This window comes from Beduinella massiliensis (assembly GCF_900199405.1).
Taxonomy (GTDB): Bacteria; Bacillota; Clostridia; order Christensenellales; family Aristaeellaceae; genus Beduinella; species Beduinella massiliensis.
On the sequence record NZ_LT963430.1, the window covers coordinates 3,636,578 to 3,657,464 of the forward strand.

At 61.2% G+C, this 20,887-nt stretch carries 19 protein-coding genes; 10 read left to right on the plus strand and 9 right to left on the minus strand.

Annotation, left to right across the window (positions count from 1 at the left end):
* Positions 1 to 72 precede the first annotated feature (72 nt).
* Complete coding sequence (locus C1725_RS17370) at positions 73 to 1,953, plus strand: family 20 glycosylhydrolase (RefSeq protein WP_102412947.1); 1,881 nt, start codon at positions 73 to 75, stop codon at positions 1,951 to 1,953.
* A gap of 32 nt (positions 1,954 to 1,985) precedes the next feature.
* Positions 1,986 to 3,056, plus strand: a complete 1,071-nt coding sequence (locus C1725_RS17375; protein ID WP_346026907.1) for a GntR family transcriptional regulator — start codon at positions 1,986 to 1,988, stop codon at positions 3,054 to 3,056.
* A 43-nt stretch (positions 3,057 to 3,099) separates the two neighbouring features.
* Here the strand turns inward: C1725_RS17375 and C1725_RS17380 are convergent, their stop codons facing one another.
* Genes C1725_RS17380 through C1725_RS17395 form a run of 4 tightly spaced genes read right to left on the minus strand, consistent with a single transcriptional unit; the run spans position 3,100 to position 7,025 of the window.
* Positions 3,100 to 3,906, minus strand: coding sequence for a TIM barrel protein (locus C1725_RS17380; RefSeq protein ID WP_102412949.1), 807 nt, complete (start codon positions 3,904 to 3,906; stop codon positions 3,100 to 3,102).
* Between the two features lie 13 nt (positions 3,907 to 3,919).
* Positions 3,920 to 4,747, minus strand: a complete 828-nt coding sequence (locus tag C1725_RS17385) for a carbohydrate ABC transporter permease (protein WP_346026800.1) — start codon at positions 4,745 to 4,747, stop codon at positions 3,920 to 3,922.
* Between the two features lie 11 nt (positions 4,748 to 4,758).
* Positions 4,759 to 5,658 carry a carbohydrate ABC transporter permease gene (locus tag C1725_RS17390; RefSeq protein ID WP_346026801.1) on the minus strand — a complete coding sequence of 300 codons (900 nt, stop codon included), beginning with the start codon at positions 5,656 to 5,658 and terminating at the stop codon, positions 4,759 to 4,761.
* A 59-nt stretch (positions 5,659 to 5,717) separates the two neighbouring features.
* The gene (locus C1725_RS17395) at positions 5,718 to 7,025 is read right to left on the minus strand and encodes an ABC transporter substrate-binding protein (protein WP_346026802.1); all 1,308 of its coding nucleotides are present in this window, start codon (positions 7,023 to 7,025) and stop codon (positions 5,718 to 5,720) included.
* 253 nt (positions 7,026 to 7,278) lie between these two features.
* Here C1725_RS17395 and C1725_RS17400 point away from each other — a divergent pair, with 253 nt between their 5' ends.
* The 6 genes from C1725_RS17400 (at position 7,279) to pepV (ending at position 14,103) form a co-directional block, all read left to right on the plus strand.
* Complete coding sequence (locus C1725_RS17400) at positions 7,279 to 8,568, plus strand: MFS transporter (RefSeq protein WP_102412953.1); 1,290 nt, start codon at positions 7,279 to 7,281, stop codon at positions 8,566 to 8,568.
* Positions 8,569 to 8,971: 403 nt separating this feature from the next.
* The gene (locus C1725_RS17405; protein ID WP_346026803.1) at positions 8,972 to 9,757 is read left to right on the plus strand and encodes a DUF975 family protein; all 786 of its coding nucleotides are present in this window, start codon (positions 8,972 to 8,974) and stop codon (positions 9,755 to 9,757) included.
* Positions 9,750 to 10,517: a pseudouridine synthase gene (locus C1725_RS17410; protein ID WP_102412955.1), complete on the plus strand. Its 768-nt coding sequence runs from the start codon at positions 9,750 to 9,752 to the stop codon at positions 10,515 to 10,517. Before C1725_RS17405 ends, C1725_RS17410 begins: the two co-directional genes overlap by 8 nt.
* A complete protein-coding gene (locus C1725_RS17415; protein ID WP_102412956.1) occupies positions 10,510 to 11,109 on the plus strand; it encodes a methyltransferase in 600 nt (199 codons plus the stop codon). Before C1725_RS17410 ends, C1725_RS17415 begins: the two co-directional genes overlap by 8 nt.
* A 60-nt stretch (positions 11,110 to 11,169) precedes the next feature.
* Positions 11,170 to 12,345 (plus strand): MalY/PatB family protein, encoded by a 1,176-nt coding sequence (locus C1725_RS17420; RefSeq protein WP_102412957.1) that lies wholly within the window; start codon positions 11,170 to 11,172, stop codon positions 12,343 to 12,345.
* Positions 12,346 to 12,732: 387 nt separating this feature from the next.
* Positions 12,733 to 14,103, plus strand: a complete 1,371-nt coding sequence (pepV, locus tag C1725_RS17425; protein WP_102412958.1) for a dipeptidase PepV — start codon at positions 12,733 to 12,735, stop codon at positions 14,101 to 14,103.
* A 69-nt stretch (positions 14,104 to 14,172) separates the two neighbouring features.
* Here the strand turns inward: pepV and C1725_RS17430 are convergent, their stop codons facing one another.
* The 5 genes from C1725_RS17430 to C1725_RS17450 form a co-directional block, all read right to left on the minus strand.
* Entirely contained in the window at positions 14,173 to 14,958 is a 786-nt protein-coding gene (locus C1725_RS17430) for an MBL fold metallo-hydrolase (protein ID WP_346026804.1), read from the minus strand.
* 5 nt (positions 14,959 to 14,963) lie between these two features.
* Complete coding sequence (locus tag C1725_RS17435) at positions 14,964 to 15,836, minus strand: MBL fold metallo-hydrolase (protein WP_102412960.1); 873 nt, start codon at positions 15,834 to 15,836, stop codon at positions 14,964 to 14,966.
* Between the two features lie 15 nt (positions 15,837 to 15,851).
* On the minus strand, positions 15,852 to 16,679 hold the full coding sequence (locus C1725_RS17440; protein WP_102412961.1) for an ABC transporter permease subunit: 828 nt from the start codon (positions 16,677 to 16,679) through the stop codon (positions 15,852 to 15,854).
* Positions 16,676 to 17,602 carry an ABC transporter permease subunit gene (locus tag C1725_RS17445; protein ID WP_102412962.1) on the minus strand — a complete coding sequence of 309 codons (927 nt, stop codon included), beginning with the start codon at positions 17,600 to 17,602 and terminating at the stop codon, positions 16,676 to 16,678. Before C1725_RS17445 ends, C1725_RS17440 begins: the two co-directional genes overlap by 4 nt.
* A 68-nt stretch (positions 17,603 to 17,670) precedes the next feature.
* Positions 17,671 to 18,993 (minus strand): extracellular solute-binding protein, encoded by a 1,323-nt coding sequence (locus C1725_RS17450; RefSeq protein WP_102412963.1) that lies wholly within the window; start codon positions 18,991 to 18,993, stop codon positions 17,671 to 17,673.
* Positions 18,994 to 19,366: 373 nt separating this feature from the next.
* On the opposite strand from C1725_RS17450, the gene C1725_RS17455 reads away from it, so the two are divergent.
* On the plus strand, positions 19,367 to 20,131 hold the full coding sequence (locus C1725_RS17455) for a DeoR/GlpR family DNA-binding transcription regulator (protein WP_346026805.1): 765 nt from the start codon (positions 19,367 to 19,369) through the stop codon (positions 20,129 to 20,131).
* A 10-nt stretch (positions 20,132 to 20,141) separates the two neighbouring features.
* A complete protein-coding gene (locus tag C1725_RS17460; RefSeq protein ID WP_102412965.1) occupies positions 20,142 to 20,810 on the plus strand; it encodes a PHP-associated domain-containing protein in 669 nt (222 codons plus the stop codon).
* The last annotated feature ends 77 nt before the right edge of the window (positions 20,811 to 20,887 follow it).

Below are 20,887 nucleotides of genomic sequence, written 5' to 3' on the forward strand. Positions count from 1 at the left end.
CCTTCGTTTATGGTATGATGGGGGCATCTAATTCACCTGTGCGCCTAGCGCAGAATCAAGGAGGTTTTTCCCATGCCCGCGCTGTACTTTACCGGCGATCTGGCCTTAGTCGAATCCGGCCTGAACCTGCTCCTCGGTGAGCTTAACATTCGGCGCGCGCCGGACGGCCTGCCCGTGCACGTCCAAATCGACCCGGAGTCTCCGGACACGTTGCGCGTCGAAGTCGAGCAAACGCACGCCGTGATGCGCTGCCGCGACAAGGCCGCGTTTTTCCGCGCGCTCTCCATTCTCTGCGCGCACACCGGGGAAGCGCCTTTTTCCCTCGCTGAAACGCGCCGGTTTGCGCGAAATGGCGTCATGTTCGACTGCTCGCGCAACGCCGTCGCCAATCTGGACACCCTGCGCTACATGCTGCGCCGCATGGCGCTGATGGGGCTGAACTGGGCCATGATGTACACCGAGGAGACCTACGAGGTGGACGGCGAGCCCTACTTCGGCTACTGCCGAGGCCGCTACAGCGAAGAAGAGCTGCGCGAGCTGGACGACTACGCTGACGCGCTGGGCATCGAGCTCATCCCCTGCATCCAGACGCTTTCGCATCTGGAGCGCTTCCTCCACTGGCGCGCTGCGGCCCGCTACCGCGACACGCAGGTCACCCTCATGGTCGGCAGTGACGACGTGTACGATCTCATCGAGCGCATGCTCAAAAGCGCTATCCGTCCGTACCGCTCCCGCCGCATCCACATCGGTATGGACGAGGCCTGGGATCTGGGACGCGGGCGCCGCCTCTCGGAGCACGGCTATACGCCGCCCGCGACGCTCATGGCCGAGCACCTGCGCCGCGTGCGCGAGATCGTGAACAGGCTGGGGCTCAAGGCCATGATGTGGAGCGACATGCACTTTGAAAACGCGGGACCCGGCGGCTACTACGGCAAGGACAAGGTCTTTACCGACGAGATCCTCCACAGCGCGCCGGAGGACATCGACCTCGTCTATTGGGATTACTACCACGAAAGCGAGGCGGGCTATGACCGGATGCTCGCCTGCCACGAGCGCTTCAAGGCCAAGACGGTCTTCGCAGGCGGCATCTGGACCTGGTCCGGCATCGCGGCCGACTACAAGAAGACGTTCACCATCGTCGGGCCCGCGCTGCGCCAGTGCCTCGCGCACGGCGTCCGCGAGGTGTTCGCCACCGCTTGGGGCGACAACGGCGGCGAGTGCCCCTTCCCGGCGATCCTGCTGGGGCTGCAGGCCTACGCCGAGTTCGACTACGCGGGCACGCTGGACGAAGCGCACCTGCTTCGCCGCTTTGCGGAATGCACCGGCGCGGACGGCGAGGCGTTCCTGCGCATCAGCGACCTGCACTATCCCATAAACCGCGAAAAGCCGGAGCACAACGTCGTGAACGCCTGCAAGCCCCTGCTCTACGAGGACCCGCTGATTCCGCTCTTTGAAAAGGACTTCGAGGGCGAGCACATGCAATCGCACTACGCGGCCCTTCAGCTCGACTTCCTGCGCTTTGGAGACGAGGCTCCGCAGGCGCTCAAGCCGATGCTGCGCTTTTACGAGGCCCTGGCCGAGGCGCTCCGGCTCAAGTGCGTGTGGCGCGAGGGTGCGGCCGCGGCCGTGCGCGCGGGCGATCGCACGGCCGCGCGCGCGCTGCTCACGGTGGCCGAGGAAAACATCGCGGCGCTGACCGATCTTTCGGATCGTTGGCGTACGCTGTGGCTCAGCGAAAACAAGCCCTTCGGCTTTGAGGTGGTAGACGTGCGCGTGGGCGGCGTCATCGCGCGTTTCAAGTCCGCGCTTTCCCGCATGCGGGCTTTTGCGGACGGCGACATCCACGACATCCCGGAGCTTTCGTGTGAGAAGCTGCCCTTTATGATGGACGAGGACGGCCTGTACCAGTACGAGGTGCGCTGGAGCGCCATCGCATCCGCCTGCAACGCGTAAACGCCCCGCGAAAGGAGCTGCTGCCCTTGTCTGTGTATCAGGAGGTCAAACGGCGCATCATCGCGGACATCGAGTCCCTGCCGCCGCATACGCGGCTGCCCGCGCGCCCGCTCCTGTGCGAACAGTACTTTGCCAGCCGAACCACCATCGACCGCGTCATCACCTCCCTTTGCGCGGAAGGATACCTCTATGCCGTCAAGAAGTCCGGCACGTACGTCGCCGACCCCGCGCTGAGCGTATCCGTCCCCTCCGCGCCCTCCGGCCGGCATGTCGGCGTCATCCTGCCCACGCACGGCATCAACAGCTCCGCCCTGATCGAGCAGAGCCTGACGGATTACGCCCGCGTGCTGGGCATCGACGTTACGATCTGCTCGTCCGGCCACGACGCGCAGCGCCAGCACAGCCTCGTGCGGCGGCTGATCAATGCGGGAATAGACGGCCTGATCCTGCAGCCGCCCACGCAGTGCGCCTCCTACCAGGAGACGTCCGCCCTCCTGACGGACAGGCGTGTGCCCACCGTCTTTCTCTTTGGCCGTCTGCCGGATATGCGCGGAATGCCCCTGGTCGCGCCCAACAACATCACGGCGGGGCTGGAGCGTATGCGCCACCTGCATTCGCGCGGCTATAGGCGCATTGCCTGCGTCAGCAACCACGGCGACGAATCGATCGAAAGCTGTCTGGGCTGTTATCTGGCCGCCAAGCGGCTGTTCGGCTTGCCGCACGACCCGGCGCACGTCCTCATTCACGACCGCGTGCCGCGCGAACAGTTCATCCGGCAGATCGAGGAGATGCTCTCGCGGCCTTCGCCTCCGGACGCCTTTTACTGCTTCAACGACACCATGGCGGGCGTCGTCTACGAGGCCGTCGTCCGGCGGGGCCTGCGCGTTTCGGACGACGTGGGCGTGATCGGCAGCGACAATTCGCTCGCCTGCGACCAGCTGACGCCGCCGCTCACCTCCATGGACATTCAGGCTTACCGTCTGGGCCGGACTGCGCTGGACATCCTGATGCAGTTCCGCGACTTTCAATCTCCCCCGCCGCTGCACACGCTCTTCGAGCCACAGCTTTACGTACGTCAAAGCTGCCTGGGCCCCCGGGCATAGAAAAAGCGCCGCCGCACTTTTTAGCAGAAGTGCGGCGGCGTCTTTATGCGCCTGTCTTGAGCGTTCTGAGCGCGTAACCGGCGCCTTCAAACGCGCGGCGTACGACCGCAAGTCCCTCCTCAAGCCCGGCTTGCGGGTATTCCATCATGAGCGGCCCCGCGTAGCCCGCCCGCCGCGCACAGTCGGCCAGATCGTCCCAGTCCACATTGCCTTCTCCCGGCCGCAGGTGCAAATCCTCAAGGCCGTCGTTGTCGTCGATGTGCGCATACCGCCACCGCCCCGCAAAGCGCTCCGCCATTTCCCGCGTGCAGCCCATGATGTGCGCGTGTCCGTTGTCCATCGTCATCATCACCGGCGCGTCCGGGCCGTAATGCGAAAACAGCGACGCGAAGTCGTCCGGTTCGGAGCCGATCTCCCGGAAGCCGTGACCCGGTACGTTCTCAAACAGCAGCGTCATGCCCTCCGCTTCAAGAAGCGGCAGACATGGGTCGAAGGCGTCAAACAGCCGCTCTAAGCCCGCGCCTCTGTCCGTAAAGAAGGCCATATGCACGTTGACCTCGCGCGCTCCCAATCTCGCGCAGTTTTCCAGCAGCCATCGCGTGCCCGAGACGAGCGCATCCGGCGGCAGAGCGGCCCATTCCACCCATGGGTGGGCCGAAAGGGCGATACCGTGCGCAGCGGCGGCCCGGCGCAGCGCCGAAAGGCGCGCGGGCTCCATTTTTTCGCGAAGCGCGTAGTCCCCGCCGAACAGCTCGATGCCGTCAAAGCCCATCTCAGCCGCCTGCACGATGCAGGCGTTCCAATCGGCGCGGCTTTGCATGTGCGTCGAGCTCATGTACTGTTTCAGCATTTCTTTCCTCTTTTCATGCTTTGATCGCGCCGCTCGTCATGCCTTCGACGAAGCTCTTCTGGAAGCTGATGAACAGCGCCAGCACCGGCAAAAGCCCCAGAATCGTCGCCGCGCTCAGGTTCATCCAGTCCATGTCGTTGTCCGCCATGAAGGCCTGCAGCCCCACGGGAAACGTCTTGAGCTTCGTGCGGCCGATCATCGTGAGCGAAACGAGAAATTCATTCCACGCGTTGACGAAGACCATCATCGCGCAGGCGGCGATCCCCGTGCGGACGAGCGGCAGCACGATGCGAAAGAGCGTCCCCAGACGCGTGCATCCATCCACCAGCGCGGCTTCGTCCAGCGAGGCGGGAATCTGTTCAAAGTACCCCTTCATCAGCCACACGCACACCGGCGCGGAGGACGCGGAATAGATGAGCACCAGGTATGCATGCGAGTTGAGCAGACCCATGCGGCTTCCCATCATGTAGAGCGTGATGATGTTGGAAAGGCCCGGGATCATCTGCGTGCCCACGAGAAAGAAGAGCAATACGTTCTTGCCTCTGAACGTCGCGCGGGCAAAGGCGAAGCCGCCCATCGTGCTGAGGAGCAGCGTCACCACGATCGTCTGCGCGCAGACGGCGACGCTGTTGAGCATCTGGCGCGGGATATTGGAATCGAGCACGTACCGATAGCTGTCCACCGTAAAGTGTTCCGGCCAGATCGTAGGCGGGAAGCGGAAGATCTCCGCCTCGCTCTTAAAGCTCGTCAGCAGCGTCCAGAAGATCGGAAAGAGCATAAACAGCACGATCAGCGCATACGCAGCGTACAGCGCCGCACGTCCCAAGGCTTTTGCTTTCATCTCCATCCCTCCTAATACAGCGCGTCGCTCCTGAGCACGCGGTTGTATATGACCGTCAGCGCGATGTTGATCAGGAAGATGATCACGCCGATCGTCGCGCCATAGCTCAGGTCCATGAACGTGAACGCCTGCTGGTACATGTAAAGACCGATCAGCTCCGTCGTCCTGAGCGGCCCGCCGCCCGTCAGCGAATAGACGATTGAAAACTGGCCAAAGGCGTTGATCGAAACCATCACCGTCACGATCAGCACCGTCGGGCGGATCATGGGCATCGTCACGTGCAAAAAACGCTTCAGGCAGGTGCATCCGTCGATCTTCGCCGCTTCGTACAGCTCCGTCGGTATCTGCTGCAGCGCCGCAAAGAGCAGCAGATAGGTAAAGGCGAGGTTCTTCCAAAGCGATACGATCACGATCGAGAGCATGGACAGCGATGGGTACACCAGCCATCCCACCTGAGAGATGCCCATGGCGGAAAGAATGCCGTTGAGCAGACCGGTGCGGTGGTTCAAAATCCACAGCCACATGGCGCTGACCATGATTTCGCTCATCACCCAGGGCAGGATGATGGCCGTACGCGGCAGCGCGCGCAGTCTGGATGGCACGCGCAGCAGCAGCGCCAATGCCATGCCAAGGGCCATGCGGCCCAGAACGCTGAAAAACATGTAGACGAACGTGCGGCCCAGCGCCTGCCAGACGTATGGATCGGAAAAAAGGCGGACGTAGTTTTTCAGGCCTACGAACTGCGGCGAGGACAGGTTGCGCAGGTTGTCGTTGCGAAAGCTGATGACGATGTTATACAGCGCCGGGTAAAAGGTGACGCACAGGATCAGCAGGAGCACCGGCAGCATCAAAATCAGGTAGAGCAGGTTCGTCTTCGTGCGCGCCTTCATCGCATGCCCCGTTCCGGACATGTTCATCCCTCCTCAGCGTCCGGGCCGCGGCGTCCTTCATGGCCGCGGCCCGGCGCCCTTTACTTCAAAATGCCGGCATCCTTCGCCCGCAGCACCGTGTTGTCGTAGGCGTTTTGCACCGCTTCCTCCGGCGTCTTCTGATCCATCATGACCTCCTGGAGCGCGACCGTGTATTCATCCTGCAGGATGTCGTAGATCGCGTCGCCGGGCTTGAGGTTTGTGTGCTCCATCTGTTTGGAAAAGACGGTCATCCATTCCCTGCGCGTATCGTCCAGCTGCGCTCCGACAGCCTCGAAGGCCGAGGTCCGCACGGGCAGCGCGCCGTTTTCCAGGTAGCGCTTCACGCTGTTTTCGCTGGATACCATCTCCCTGATAAATTCCGCCGCGATGGGCTTTATGCCCTCATTTTGCGACATGATCGTGTACATCCAGCCGCCGGACAGCCCTTCACTGTCCATGCCCGCCTCCGGCACAGGGTAGAGCATGGCGCCCACGTCGCCCGGGAACTGGGTTTCCAGATCGTTTATCATGTAGCTCGCGCCGAGCAGCATGGCATATTGCCCCGCGTTGAAGCTCGAGAGCAGGTTCGTGTTGTCGTAGGAGTAACTTTCCTTTGGGGAAACCCCGTACCTGTACACCAGATCGTGGTAGAACTGCATCGCGCCGCGGCCGGCTTCCGAGTTAAAGGCCGGCATTCCCTCCTCGTTTATCAGCTCGCCGCCCAGCATGAAAAAAATCGGGAAATTGGTGTACGTCGTCGCGCCGCCGCGGTAGCCGATGATCCCCGCGCCCCATACGTCGGGCGTGCCGTCGCCGTTCGTATCCCGCGTCAGCTTTCCGGCCGCGTCGAAAAACTGCTCCCAGGTCATCGCCTCCGTCAGCGCGGGCAGCTCGATGCCCGCAGCCTCCAGCAGGCTCTTGCGATAGATGACCGTCGCCACGTCGGTAGAGTTGAACAAGCCGTAGACCTTGCCGTCCACCGTCGCGTACTTTACGAAGTCAGGATAAAAATCGGAAAGCTCCTCCTGGGTAAAGTAATCAGACAGCGGCGTGAGCCAGCCGTTTTGCGCAAAGTCCTTCACCCAGTACAGGTTCGCCAGCAGCACGTCGGGCGCGTTGTTCGCGTATGCCGCGCTGACAAACTTTGAGCGCGCGGAGATGCCCTCGTGCGGTTCGAGCACCACCTCGATCTGCGGATACGCCGCCTCAAACGAGGCAAGCGCTTCCTCAAACCAGGGGGCGTTCTCCATGTCCGCGCTGATCGCGACGACCATTTCCTCCCTGGCCGCCGACGCGCCCGGCGTCAGAGCCGAAAGACAGCAAAGCGATAGCAGCAGTGCCAAGAAACGCCGATTCTTCCTCATCATGTCCATTCTCCTTTCGATTTCGACGTCGACATCCGGTTTTTTCCGCCTCCATCATAGGTCATGCCGCACAAAACAGAAACCTTTTTTTCACGCGATCTGACCTGTTTTAAGGGCGTTTATGCAAAACCGAAGAGCGTTGGGGCGACGCTTTAAAGGCCGGAAATTATTTTGCGCCGCCCCCTTGCCGCGCGCCGAAACTATGATACAATAGGGGCGAATACGACAAATAAACAGAGTCGGCGAGGGATCGCGCATGCAGCCAATGCTCAGGGCAATCAAACGTCACCCGCTGCTTTCGACCGGACAGGGCCGCGTCATGCTCCTCTTCGCGCTGGAGGGCGTGCTCATCCAGTACATCAGCTCGATCAACGGTTTTGGCAACAATCTCTACGCGACGAACATGGGCGCGAGCGACGTGCAGATCGGCCTGGTGCAGACCGTCGCCAACATGACCGCCGTGCTGTTGCTGTTGCCCAGCGGCCTCATCGGAGAACGGCTGCGCTCCCCGCGCACGCTGCCCGTCTTTACCCTTGCGCTGATGGGCGTCATGTACTTTTTCTACGGCAGCGTGCCTGCCATGGGCGAAGGGCGCATGACGTTTTTCTTCGTGTTCCTGGCCCTCACCAGCGGCCTGCTCGCCGTGTACAACGCGCAATGGCAGAGCTTTTTCGGCGATGTCGTCGAAAACCCCCGCAAGCGCAATGACGTCTACGCCTTCCGCAACCGCTTCATGTTTTTCATCGGCACGTGCACGCCGCTGCTGTGCGGCGCGGCGATGTCCGCCTGCGCGCAAAGCGCGGAAAAGCTGGGCGTGCTGCGCGTGTTTTATTACTCCTGCGGGGCGGCGATGCTGATCGCCGCGCTGATCCTCCGCCGCATGCCCGTCTCCGACCGGCCGCGCGCTGAAAAGCGCTTTTCGCTCGCCGACGCAAAGGCCGCCCTTTCAGAGGCCGCCCACAGCCGCACGTTCCGTTCCTTCTTTTTCTGTATCCTCTTCTTTTACCTGAGCTGGCACATCGACTGGAGCATGTGGTTCATCGCCCAGACGCAGTATTGCGGCATGACGGAGCTTTCCATGAGCGTGCTCAACGCCCTTTCCTGCGTAGGCCAACTCCTGACGATCGGGCTCTTCGCCCGGCTCAACCAAAAGCGTGGCGTGGGCTTTTCGTTCCTGTTCGGCATCGCCGGTCTGGTCCTCTGTCCGTTTACGGTGTGCCTTTGCCTTGTGCTCCCGATGGCCATGCGCCCTGCCGTGTTCATCCTGATGGTCGCGATCTTCTCCGCGCCGCAAAGCTGTATCAACCTGTGCGTGGTGCAGATGCTGCTCACCTCCCTGCCCGAGCGGGGGCGTTCCTTCCTCGTCAGCCTGTACACCATCGTCATCACGCTTTCCAACAGCCTGCTTCCGCTGTTGGGCGTGCACCTGTACACGTTCCTCGGCGCGAACGCGCGCGCCCTGTTCGCGCTGAACGTGGGCGTGTTTCTCTGGCGCGCCTGCTCGCTTCTCATCTTCATCGCGCGCTATCGCCGCGAGCGGGCGTAGGGTTTTCCGCTCCTGCCAGGCTCCTTCTTTTTCGCTTTAGCGTCCGCGCGCCTTGTGGCGCGCGTTTGGCCATCGCCAAAGTCGATGGCCTCGTGCAAAATAAAGGCTCATTTTGCACGAGTGTCATGGGGGAATGTTTTCTTCCGAAAAATCCTACGGATTTTCCTACAGAAAACGCCCCGCCCGACCGGCAAAGCCGGTCGATACGATTACGCATGAAGGGGAAGCCTCCCCTTCATCCATCCCCTCCGGTATCATGTTGCTTTATCGATAATCTGCCGCGCGCCTTGGGGCGCGCGTTTTTTCTGTGTTCCCCCTCCATGCTTTTCATCCCGCGCAAAGATTGCGCTCACGCACTGAATGCGTTATAATGAAAAAGCATTGAATTCAAAGGATGGGCCTCATGTTAAACCGTTCGGAAATCAAGCTCGGCGCGCGCGCCGCCGTCTGGCAGCGCCCGCTGGGCCCCGTGCTCGCGGTGCTGCTGGCACGCCTGCCAGGCCTTATTTTGGACGTTTCCGTCTATTCCGTCGTGCGCTACCTGATCGCGGGGCGCATCGACCTGCACAGCTTTTTTATCGGCGCCTTCGCGCTGCTCATCTCGCTGTTCGTCACCCTGCCCATGAACGTATCGCTCGCGGGCTATTTTATCGCGCTCGTCAGCGGGCATCCGCAGCGGGTGCAGTCCATGTTGGCGATCTTTTCGGACAAAGCGCAGTACCGTCATGCGTACTTTACCGGACTCAACGTCTTTTTGCGTCAGACCGTGTGGTCGGGCATCGCGCTTTTGCCGTGCCTTCTTTCCAACCTGCTGCGTGCGGCGGGCAGCTCTCTGCCCGCTTGGGCGCTGAACCTGCTGTGGGCAGCGGGGGTAGCGTCCTTTATCTTCGCCTTCAGCTTCTGCACGCTCCGCTATGCTTTCGCCCCCTATTTTGCGTGGGAATACACCTATCTCACCGCGCAGGAAGCGGTGGACATGTCCGTCTCCGCCACGCGGGGGCGGCTTTGGGAGCTGCTGACCCTCGCCTTAAGCTTCGCGCCCTGGTTCCTGCTTTCCGCCGCCACTGCCGGCGTGGCGTATCTGTTCGTCGCGCCCTACGTCAGCGCGGTCTTTGCCGCGTATTACCTCATCTTTAAGCGTCAGGAGGGCATCCTCCTGCCCACGCCCAAGGAGTATACCGATGTCTGACAGAATGCGGCTGGACCGCTATCTCGCGTTTCTGGGCTGCGGCACGCGCAGCGAGGTCAAAGACTTGCTGCGTGCCGACCGCGTTAGCGTGGACGGCGCGTCCGAGCGCGACGGCGGAAGACACGTCGACGCCGGGGCCGCGCGGGTCGCGCTCGACGGAAAGCTTCTTTGCTACAAGCGTCACCGACACCTGATGATGAACAAGCCCGCGGGCGTGCTCACCGCGGCGGAGGACGCCCGCGCCCAAACCGTGCTGGATCTGCTGCCTCCGCTCTATCGCGCCTGCGGCTGTATGCCGGTCGGCCGCCTGGACAAGGATACCGAGGGGCTTTTGCTGCTCACAAGCGACGGCGCGCTGGGCCACCGGATCATCAGCCCGAAGCGCCGCGTGGACAAGGTGTACCTTGCGCGGGTGGACGGCCCGCTGGGCGAGGCCGACGTGCGGGCCTTTGCCGAAGGCTTGCAGCTTTCCGACTTCCGGGCGATGCCCGCGCGCCTCGAAATCGTGAGCAGCGCGCCGCAGGAGGCCGAGGCCCTCTGCACGGTGCAGGAGGGCAAGTTCCACCAGGTGAAGCGCATGTTCTCATCGCGCGGCGTGCACGTCGTCTATTTAAAGCGGCTGTCCATCGGCCCCGTCCCGCTCGACCCCGCCCTCGCGCCGGGCGGCTATCGCGAGTTGACGGACGCGGAGCTTGAGGCGCTCATCGCCTGCACGACCCCGTCCATCCCAACCGACGCACAAGGAGGCAGCCATGCCTGATCACAGCGACCACTACTACACCGCCTCCCCCGCCTCCGCGCACGAGCTGCGGACGTTCGGATTTGATTTCGGCGGAAAGACCCTCTCCTTTACGACGGACGCGGGCGTCTTTTCCAAGGGGCATGTAGATCCGGGCACGCTGCTGCTCGCCGCGTCGCTTCCCGCCGGCCTTGCGGGCCGCGTGCTCGACCTGGGCTGCGGCTGGGGCGCGCTCAGCGTGCTCATGCTCAGCCGCTTTCCGCAGCTTTCGCTCGTCATGTCGGACGTCAACAGCCGCGCGCTTGGCCTAGCCGGACAGAACGTGCGCGCAAACGGCATGCAGGCCGAGGCTGTGCTCAGCGACGGCCTGGAGCGCGTGGAGGGCCAGTTTGACGCCGTCGTCACCAATCCGCCCATCCGCGCGGGCAAGCAGGTCATTTACAAGATGTTTGCGGACAGCCGCGCGCGGCTCAAGGAGGGCGGGCGGCTCTTTCTCGTCATTCGCAAGCAGCAGGGCGCGCCCTCCGCGCTCAAGTACCTGCGCACGCTCTTCTCTTCCGCGGAGGTGATCGCGCGCGACGCGGGCTACTGGATCATCGAGTGCGTGGCGTAGCGAACGCGGGATCATGCAAAAGAAATTTTATTTTCGAGATACACGAGGAGGTTTTGTACCATGGAGACGTTTGATTTCGCTTACTTTGACCGGGGCATTGACCGGGTCGGCACGGACTGCGAAAAGTGGGATTTTCTGCGCGCGCGCGAAGGCGCGGACGTGCTGCCGATGTGGGTTGCCGACATGGACTTCCCTTCCCCGCCCGCCGTCAGCGAGGCGATGGCGCACCGCGCGCAGCACGCCACCTACGGATACACCGAACCGGTGGACGAGGACTTTGATTGCGTCATCGATTACTGGCAGCGCCATCACGGCCTTGCGCTCCGCAAAGAGGAGATCGTCCTTCTCCCCTGCGTCATCACGGGGCTGCGCATGGGCGTGCGCACGATGACCCACCCCGGTGACGGCGTCATCATCCAGCCGCCGGTCTACGGCCCGTTCTTCCGCGCGATCGAAGAAAACGACCGCCGCATCGTCGAAAACCCGTTGATCTATGAAAACGGCCGTTGGCGGATGGACTTCGCGGGCCTGGAAGCCTGCATGCAGCAGGGCGCGAAGCTCTTGCTGCTGTGCAACCCGCACAACCCGGCGGGCCGGGCGTGGGACGAAGACGATCTTTCCCGCGTGGTCGCGCTCTGCCGCCAATACAGCGTGAAGCTCGTCTGCGACGAGATCCACGCGGACTTCGTCTACGCGCCCAAGCGCCACATCCCAATCCTTTCCGTCCCCGGCGCGAGGGAAATTGCGGTCTCCCTGGCTGCGGCGAGCAAGACGTTTAACGTCGCCGGGCTCAAGCAGGCGGTGATGTTCGCGCCTGCCGAGGCGTTGCGCGCGCCCATCGAAAAGGAGCTGAACGCCTGCGGCGTAGTCAGCGGCAACCAGTTCGCGCTGGTAGGTACGCGCGCGTGCTACGTGCACGGCGATGCGTGGTTGAAGGGGCTCAAGGAATACCTGGTGGAGTCGCGCCGCATCGTGTGCGAATTTATGGCGGAGCGCCTGCCGCACATCGGAGTGAGCGAGCTGGAGGCGACGTATCTCATGTGGCTGGATTGCCGCAGCCTGGGCGTGGACGAACAGGAGCTGCACCGGCGCACGGTCGATGTAGCGCGTGTGGCGCTCACGGAGGGCTCCTTCTTCGGCACGCAGGGGAACGGATTCCTGCGGCTCAACATCGGATGTCCGCATGCGCAGCTGCGGGAGGCGCTGATCCGGCTGGAAAAGGCCCTCAAAAAATAATCCCCCCTATTTTTTGGGGGAAGAGCCCCTAAGGGCACAGCCCTCAGACGCGGGTGCAGGGGTGCGCATCCCCGCTTTTTTGGGGGCTCCCTGCCCCCAATCCCCCGGCCAAAGGGACAATGTCCCTTTGGAATCCCCTCTCCAACGGCGCCCTCGATTGGCCGCGTCCCTTTGGAACCCCCTCTCCAGCGGCGCCTCGATTGATTACGTCCCTTTGGAACCCCCTCTCCAGCGGCGCCTCGATTGGCCACGTCCCTTTGGAATCCCCTCTCCAACGGCGCCTCGATTGGTCGCGTCCCTTTGGAATCCCCTCTCCAACGGCGCCTCGATTGGCCGCGTCCCTTTGGAATTCTACCTTCACATTATAAAATCAAGGAGGTCATTTATATGAACCATCCCGCTTTAGATCGGGCCGTGGAGGCCCTCCGGCCGCAGCTCGAGGAAACCCTCGCTGCCTGGATTCGCATTCCTTCCGTCAAGGGCGATCCGCAGCCCGGCGCGCCCTTCGGCACGGACGTGCGCCGCATGCTCGACCGCGCGCTGCAGGACGGCAACGCGCTGCTCGGAAACGCCCGCGATATCGACGGCTACGCCTGCGACATGGAAATCGGCGAGGGCGAGGACGTCATCGGCATCCTCGCGCACCTGGACGTCGTGCCCGCCGGTGACGGCTGGCAGGTCGACCCTTTTGGCGCGACCGTAAAGGACGGCAAGATGTACGGCCGCGGCACCAGCGACGACAAGGGCCCCGCGGTCGCGGCGCTGTACGCGATGAAGGCCGTGAAGGATGCGGGCATCGCCCTGAACAAGCGCGTTCGCCTCATCCTCGGCTGCGACGAGGAGAGCGGCATGGACGACATCGCCTATTACGACGAAAAGGTCGGTCTGCCCGCCCTCGGCTTCTCGCCCGACGCGGAGTTCCCCGTCATCAATACCGAAAAAGGCATTTTGCAGATGGAAGCGCGCGCCGAGATGCGCTGCCAGACGATCGTCTCCATCCAGGCCGGCACGCGCCCCAACGTGGTGCCCGGCACGGCCGTCGCGGTCGTCCGCGGCGCAGACGCCGCCGACAAGGCGATGGCCTTCGCGGCGCAGCATGGCATCCGCCTCTCCTGTGAAACGCTCGAGGGCGATACCTACAGGCTGACCGTCACCGGCGTCCCCGCGCACGCCTCCACCCCCTGGCAGGGCGTAAATGCCGCCAGCCAGCTCCTCCTCGTGCTCGAGGCCATCGGCGCGGGCGGCAAGCGCATCAAGGCGCTGGCGGACGCCATCGGCCACGACTCGGACGGCACGGGGCTCGGCATTGCCGGTTCGGACAAGGTCTCCGGCCCGCTTACGATCAACCTGGGTCTGCTGTCCTACGACGGCGAGACGCTCAGCGCGACGTTCGACTGCCGCTATCCCGTGTTTTACAGCGACGCGCAGATCGTGCGCTTCGTCGAACTGCGCCTTTCGGAGGGAAGCTTTACCATCGACGCAGGCCATGCCTCGCAGCCGCACCATGTGCCGGAATCCAGCTTCATCGTGCGCTCACTGCTCAAGGTTTACGGCGAGCTGTCCGGCCACGACGCGCACACAGTCGCTATCGGCGGCGGTACCTATGCCCGCTGCATGAAGCAGGCCGTCGCCTTCGGCCCCCTCTTTCCGGGCGAAGAAGAGCTGGCGCACCAGGCAGGCGAAAACGTGGACCTTGCGCAGCTCATGCTCAGCGTGCGCATCTTCGCTTACGCGATCGTCGAGCTCGCGGGCGCATAAGGAAAATGCCATAAAACATCACGGCGGCCCTCCCGCTTTTTCATGAGCGGGAGGGCCGCCGTGCGTTCGTCAGATCAGGCGACCGGATCCCTTGCAAATCAAGAGCCGCTCGCCCGGAGCAGGCCATAAAAGCCTTCCGTCGTAAATCCTTCGCGCCTGCGCCTCGCATGCCTCACGCATCCGCGCGGGGCCGTGAACCGGGCAGAGCATCCGCGCGCCTGCGTCGCGCGCCACACGCGCTGCGTCGCAGATGTCCGAATGGCGCTGCTGGTTATCGGCGGGCTTTTGCAGCCCAAAGGAAAATTCGTGAATCAGGACGTCGCACCCTTGAAAAAAGCCAGCCAATTCATCCTGATAGGCGCCATCGCCGCCAAAGCCAAGCACTACGCCGCTTCGCCTGTCCTCCACGCGATAGCAAAGCCCCGGCACCGCATGGTCACTTGCCATCGTCTGGACGCTCAGGTGCTCCGTTTGAAAGCTGTTGCCGCTACGGAGGACATGTACGTTCGGCTGCATCGCGTCAGGCCAGTAAACGTCAAGCTGCAAGAAACGCTTTGCGTCCTCTATCGCCCGCGTCATGGGATACGGGCCGTAGACGTTAAGCGCACCCGCCGTCCCACGCGCATAGCGTTCATATAAAAACGCGGGCAGCGCCATCATGTGGTCGTGGTGCATGTGCGTAAAGCATAGGGTATCGATTCCGGCTGGAGCGTATCCGCCAAGTCGCAGCCGGTCGGTCACGTGCCAGCCCACGTCAATCAGGAGCTCGCCCCCGACGAGAAAACTCGCCGTATCGTCCCCCGTTTCCGGTATGCACACGGACGTGCCCAGAAAAATCAGTTCCGTCTCTTGCATCGCCATCACAGCTCCAGTACCATGCCGTCATAGGCGGAATGAATGCAGGATCCTTCCAGCATCGCGCTTAGCTGATCGTACGGCGGCGTGCGGTGCGGACTCATGTGCGTAAGAAAAACCTGCGGTGCACCCGTAAAAAGCTGATTTTCCTCAAAGAAGCGCACTTCATCGCGGACGCGCCCAAGCGTCATGTGGCCGCGTCCTTTTTCCGTGATTCCGAACGTCGCCTCCATGATGACCGCATCCACCTTATGAGCGCGGATACATGCCCGCGTGCGATCGATATAGGTATCGGAATCCGTCGCATAGAGAAATGTCTTGCCCTGCGCGTGGATGAGGTAGATGAGCCCGCGTTCTCCCAGGCTGTCCGGATGACTGGCAATCATGGGAATAAAATCGACGCCCGCGTGATGATATTCATGATAAGCTTCCGGAATCGTAAAGTCCAGCGCGTAATCCGCCAGCTCGCGTTGCTCAAAGATATGCTCCATCCTCGTAAAGACCTTGCGGTTGCCAAAGATGCGCAGCTGCGGCAGGTCGCCGAAGCGCGCGCAGGGCGCGTTGTAGCGTTCCGTTTCCGGCAGCTCGTCCGCGCCGTAGGCCTTGAACCGCCAGTAGAGCATCTGCGGGTCGAAATGGTCCGCGTGGGAATGCGTCACCAACAAAAGCTCCGTGCGCAGCATGTCCACACCGTACTGCAGCGCCTTATTCATGACGTCCGCGGGGAAGTCCACCAGGCACCTGTCCGCAAAGTGGATGGAGCTCGTAAAACGGACATTGCGCCCGCCGTGCTCGCGCGCGTAGGCGCAATAGTCGCACTGGCACCACGCCCCGGGATACAGTTCCGCCGCCCCGGTGCCAAGAAACGTAATTTTCATGTTCTTTCTCCTCGCTTACCCCTTCAGCGCGCCGGTAAAGGCCCCGGAGAGGATCTGCTTTTGTCCGATAAAGAAGATGAGGATCGAGGGAAAAAGGATGATCGTGATGCCGGCCATGACCATGTTTACGGCGATCGACTCGGAGTTTTGCAGCATACTGATGCCGACCTGTACCGTTCGCATCTCTGTCTTGTTCGTCACGAGCAGCGGCCAGAGATATTGGTTCCAGGCGCCGATGTACGTATAGATGCCCAGCGCGCCCAGTTGTCCCTTGCAAAGCGGCAGGAGAAGCTGCGCGAGGTAGCGCAGGTTGCTGCATCCGTCCAGGCGTGCCACCTCGTACAGCTCCTTGGGCACGGTGAGAAAGGCCTGCCGCAGAAAGAAGACCGATATGGCCGAGGCCGTTCCGGGCAGAATGAGCCCTTGAAAGGTATCGTACCACCCCAGGTCGCCGATGGTCATGTAGTTGGAAATGACGATCGATTCGCCGGGGATCATCATCGTAGCGAGCATCGCCATGAAGATGACATTCTTCCCCTTAAAGTCGAAGTAGGCAAAGGCAAAGGCGGCCAGACTGCACAGCACGAGCTGCCCCAGCATGATGCCCACCGACATGACAAGGCTGTTGCCGAGGAAGCGCAGCAGCGGCGCGGTGTGGAGCGCGTCCGCGTAGTAGGTCAGCTGAAACGAAGACGGGATGATCCGCGGCGGGCGCATGTACAGTTCGTCCAGATCCATAAAGCTGGCGCTGACCGCAAACCAGATGGGGAAGAGCACGACGAGGACCATGAGCACCCGCAGCGCCATCATGATCGCCCGCCCCCAGCGCGTATTTGGCCTCACTGATAATGCACCCCTTTCTTTTCGAGCTTGAACTGAAGAATGGAGATCACCAGCAGGATGGCCATAAACACGAGCGACTGCGCACAGGCGTAACCCCAGCGGTTATTGCGGAACGCTTCGATGTAAATCGTATAGGCCAGCACGCGCGTGGCGCGTCCCGGGCCGCCCTGTGTCATCAGGTTTACCTGCGTAAACGTCTGAAACGCGCCGATCGTGTTCGTGACCAGCAGGAAGAACAGCGTCGGGGACATACAGGGCAGCGTCACGTGAAAGAGCGTCTGCCTGTAATTCGCCCCCTCGATAGAGGCGCATTCATAGAGATCCTGCGAGATCCCCTGAAGCCCGGAAAAGGCATATAGGAAGTTTGTGCCCATGGTCAGCCATACCGTGGTGGCCGCGATCATGCCCAGCGCCAAATTCTTGTCGCCCAGCCAGTTATACTGCGCGTGCAGTAGATAGTTGATCAGGCCCGTAGCCGGGTTAAACAGGATCAGCCAGATGACCGAGGCGCAGGCGGACGATACCGCCATCGGCAAAGCGAAAATTACGCGGATCGGGCTCGACTTCTTGCGCCTGTTTTCGGCGAGCAGGGCGAGCAGCACGCCCGTGCACAGCTGTAACGGCACCACCAGGACGACGAAACGCAGCGTCACGCTCATGCTGGGCCAAAAGGTGCGCTTGTCCGTCAGCAGTTCCACAAAGTTTTCAAGTCCGGCAAAGCCCACTACCTCGCCCATCGAGTTGACGATCGAGAGGCTCATGTGAATCGTTCGTATCATCGGGTAGTACAGAAAGATGCCAAAGACGACGAAAATGGGCAGGAGGTACAAGTATGGCTCGATTTGCCGAACCCCCCTGCGCCGTTTTTTCCCGGGGTGAACGGACGCCGCTGTGCGCGTCATACGAAAATTGTTCAAAGCCATCTCATATCCTCCCGCTCAGCCTATTTACAGGGGGCGCCGCTTTATGGGCGGCGCCCGCATGCGCCGGATCAGTTCGCCTTGTTGTAATTGTGAATGAGCCTGTCGATGTCTTCAACCGAGTACTTTATGCATTCCTCCGGCGTGATTTCACCCATCAGCATCTGCTCGATGTTCTGCTTATACGCATCGCGTCCTTCGACAAAGCTGCCGTAAATCGCGCCGAAGCCCATGTTCTTGGAGAAATGCAGTTGATCGATCGCGGTCTGGAACTGCGGGTACTTCTCCATGTTCTCCTTTACGGAGTCGAGCTCGTACGCCTTTGTCGTGATCGGATAATAGCCGGAACGGATGTGCCAGAATGCCTGCGTTTCCGGCGTCGTCATAAACCGCAGGAACTCGACGATTGCCTGCTCCATTTCCTCTCCCTTGCCATTGTCGATCACGTACAGCGACGCGCCGCCCAGCGTAACGCCGCCATTGGGCAAATCCTTGTCGATCGGCGGGAAGAAGCAGGTGCCCAGTTCAAATTTATCGCCGATCGCATTCAGCCATCCACGCAGCGAGCCGGTAGAGGCCATGGTCATCGCGGCCATGCCGGACGTAAAGGCGGCGGTGATGTCCGAGTTTACAAAGCCCAGATCCGCCAGCGCGCCCGAATCCTTTAAATCCTTCCAGGCGGAAACGACCTGAAGCGGCACGTCGCTCTCTGCGAGCACACAGTGCGTAGCGGGGCCGGAACGGCCGTTGTCCTGATCGACCGTGGCAATGCCCTGCTGCACCAGCGGCTGCTCGAAGAACCACGGATCGGACCAGAGCGCAAAGCCGTACGGCACGTTCGGGTCTGCCTTTTCGACCACCTTCAAGGCGATCTCCTTCAGCTCCTTCCAGTCGGCCGGGCCGTCCGGATAGCCCATTTCCGTCAGAAGCGTCTTGTTATAATAGAGAATCGGGACGGAAGTGTTGAACGGCATCGAATTCAGTTTCCCATCCACCGTGTAATACGCAAGTATGTTTTCCTCGAGCGCGCTGACGTCCAGGTCGTATTTTTCGATGATATCCTGCATCGGCGTGATAAAGCCGCTGTCCGCCATAAACCGCGTGCCGCCTTCATAAATCTGGATGATGTCGGGGCCCGCCTTCGTGCGCATGGCCGTCTTCAGCTTGTTGATTGACTCCTCGTAAGAGCCCTGATACTGCGGCTCGATGGTGATCTTGTCCTGAGAGGCGTTAAACTGCTCGGCCAGCATGTTGATGGTTTCGTTGTGCTCGCCGCCCATGGAATGCCAGAAGACGATGTTGGTCTTGCCTTCGTCTGCAGCCAGCGCTGTTGCCGACGCCAGGCTAAAAATCAGAACAAAGCTCATCAGAACGGACGCTATTTTCTTTATCATGATCCAGTCCTCCTTTTCGCTATAAAAGAATACCTTTTTTGACAGACATCCAAAAGAAAAAACAACGTCTCAAAAGCTCCCCTTAAGGAACAATTTTCAACGTTGACAGGCCGTCACAAATTGTATGATTTCTCCATTAGGATACTGCGCGTCGTCCCTCCTTTCCAGAAATCCTCTGTTTACTTGCTTGCTTTATTCACATTATACTCAATTTTATGTCTTTTTCAAGCCATTTTTCTTCATTTTTACTCAATTTATTCCCATATTTCATCAAATCCCCCTCTTATTTTACTCAAACGATTCTCAACTCTCTTTACAAATTTACATAATGTGCTATAATAAGGTCTACATTCAGCTCAGGAAGAGGACGTTTATGCGCGCACTACGTATTGAGGAAGAGGAATTGTTTGTCCGTGAAAACGGTGTGGTGTCTCTCGAGGCGCTTTGTGAGCGGTTCCATGTTTCCCTGAACACCATACGCCGCGACATCGCCTGTATGGTGGAGCGCGGCAGCGTCGAAAAGGTGTTCGGCGGGGTTCGTCCCGCTTCTCATCGACTTACCCCCTTTCATATGCGCGACGCGCTCCTGTCCGCGGAAAAACAGCGCATCGGGCTTGCTGCCGCCGAACTCATTCACCCCGGCGACGTCGTCTACATCGGCCCGGGTTCGACGTCGTACCGCCTGCTCGATGGAATTTCCGCGCTTTCCGGCGTTACCGTCATCACCAATAACCTGCGCGCGATGGAACATGCCTCAACGATGGCGAATGTAACGCTCATCGCCTTGCCCGGCCAGCTGTTTACCCGAAATATTTCGTTTAACGACCCGGATCAGCCGTCCTTCTTCGATCGTTACAACGTGCGGATTGCCTTCATGTCCGTAGCCGGCATCTCGCTCAAACGAGGGGTTACCTATGATTCCATCGCTGAATCCGATTTTTGCCGTCATGTGCTCACGCGTTGTTCTAAGCGCGTCCTGATGGCGGATCGAACCAAATTCGACGTGGTGGGGCTCACGACGACAGCAGAGCTTTCCTCTTTCGACGTGCTGATAACCGACGCTGCGCCGTCGGAGGCCTACCTTGAGGAAATCTCACGTGCCGGCGTTCACCTTATCGTCGCCGGTCAACCCGAATAGGAGCAATACGATGAATGATCTCGTCAAACTCGAAACCCACCTGCACACCTGCGAGGTGAGCGCCTGCGGCAAGGTGCCCGCCCAAGAGATGATCCGCCTGTGCCTGGAGGCCGGATACCGTGCCGTCGTGGTCACGGACCATTTTCTGCCCGGCAAGTTTCAAAATGCCGCTGCACGGGACGCGTTCCTCACCGGCTACCGGCTGGCCGCCGAAGCCGGGGCCGCGCTGAATCTGACCGTGCTGCCGGGCATGGAGATTCGCTTCTCCTCCGGCGACGAGGATTTTCTCGTCTACGGCCTGACGGAAGACGCCATCCTCCATCTCCCGGACAGCGTCTGCGAGGACGGGCTTCCCGCCTTTCACGCGCTCTGCCGCGAAAACGGCTGGCTCGTCTATCAGGCGCACCCCTTCCGCCCCAAGCTTCGCGTCATGCCCGCCTGCGATCTGGACGGCATCGAGACGCGCAACTGCAACCCGCGCCACGACAGCCACAACGACCTCGCCCAGGCTTATGCGGATCACTACGGGCTGCTCACGCTCTGCGGGTCGGACGCTCACCAGCTGGGCGACACGGGCGCGGGCGGCATCTACGTGCCCGGCGGCGTGCTGACCCCCCATGGGCTCGTGGACTACCTGCGCCGAACCCCGCACCCCGCCTTTGTTGACACACAGGACTGATGGCAGCCGCAAGGCCCTTTTAACGCATGAGGACGGCCCCACCCTCCGCGCACGCGGAGGAGGGGGCCGTCTTCTAT

Bases quoted from the DNA above. Each gene is read 5' to 3' on its own strand.
- C1725_RS17390 (WP_346026801.1), bottom strand. From the start codon at position 5,658: ATGTCCGGAACGGGGCATGCGATGAAGGCGCGCACGAAGACGAACCTG.
- pepV (WP_102412958.1), top strand. From the start codon at position 12,733: ATGAACCATCCCGCTTTAGATCGGGCCGTGGAGGCCCTCCGGCCGCAG.
- C1725_RS17455 (WP_346026805.1), top strand. From the start codon at position 19,367: ATGCGCGCACTACGTATTGAGGAAGAGGAATTGTTTGTCCGTGAAAAC.
- C1725_RS17420 (WP_102412957.1), top strand. From the start codon at position 11,170: ATGGAGACGTTTGATTTCGCTTACTTTGACCGGGGCATTGACCGGGTC.
- C1725_RS17395 (WP_346026802.1), bottom strand. From the start codon at position 7,025: ATGATGAGGAAGAATCGGCGTTTCTTGGCACTGCTGCTATCGCTTTGC.
- C1725_RS17410 (WP_102412955.1), top strand. From the start codon at position 9,750: ATGTCTGACAGAATGCGGCTGGACCGCTATCTCGCGTTTCTGGGCTGC.
- C1725_RS17370 (WP_102412947.1), top strand. From the start codon at position 73: ATGCCCGCGCTGTACTTTACCGGCGATCTGGCCTTAGTCGAATCCGGC.
- C1725_RS17380 (WP_102412949.1), bottom strand. From the start codon at position 3,906: ATGCTGAAACAGTACATGAGCTCGACGCACATGCAAAGCCGCGCCGAT.
- C1725_RS17450 (WP_102412963.1), bottom strand. From the start codon at position 18,993: ATGATAAAGAAAATAGCGTCCGTTCTGATGAGCTTTGTTCTGATTTTT.
- C1725_RS17385 (WP_346026800.1), bottom strand. From the start codon at position 4,747: ATGAAAGCAAAAGCCTTGGGACGTGCGGCGCTGTACGCTGCGTATGCG.
- C1725_RS17435 (WP_102412960.1), bottom strand. From the start codon at position 15,836: ATGAAAATTACGTTTCTTGGCACCGGGGCGGCGGAACTGTATCCCGGG.
- C1725_RS17445 (WP_102412962.1), bottom strand. From the start codon at position 17,602: ATGGCTTTGAACAATTTTCGTATGACGCGCACAGCGGCGTCCGTTCAC.
- C1725_RS17400 (WP_102412953.1), top strand. From the start codon at position 7,279: ATGCAGCCAATGCTCAGGGCAATCAAACGTCACCCGCTGCTTTCGACC.
- C1725_RS17460 (WP_102412965.1), top strand. From the start codon at position 20,142: ATGAATGATCTCGTCAAACTCGAAACCCACCTGCACACCTGCGAGGTG.
- C1725_RS17405 (WP_346026803.1), top strand. From the start codon at position 8,972: ATGTTAAACCGTTCGGAAATCAAGCTCGGCGCGCGCGCCGCCGTCTGG.
- C1725_RS17415 (WP_102412956.1), top strand. From the start codon at position 10,510: ATGCCTGATCACAGCGACCACTACTACACCGCCTCCCCCGCCTCCGCG.
- C1725_RS17430 (WP_346026804.1), bottom strand. From the start codon at position 14,958: ATGCAAGAGACGGAACTGATTTTTCTGGGCACGTCCGTGTGCATACCG.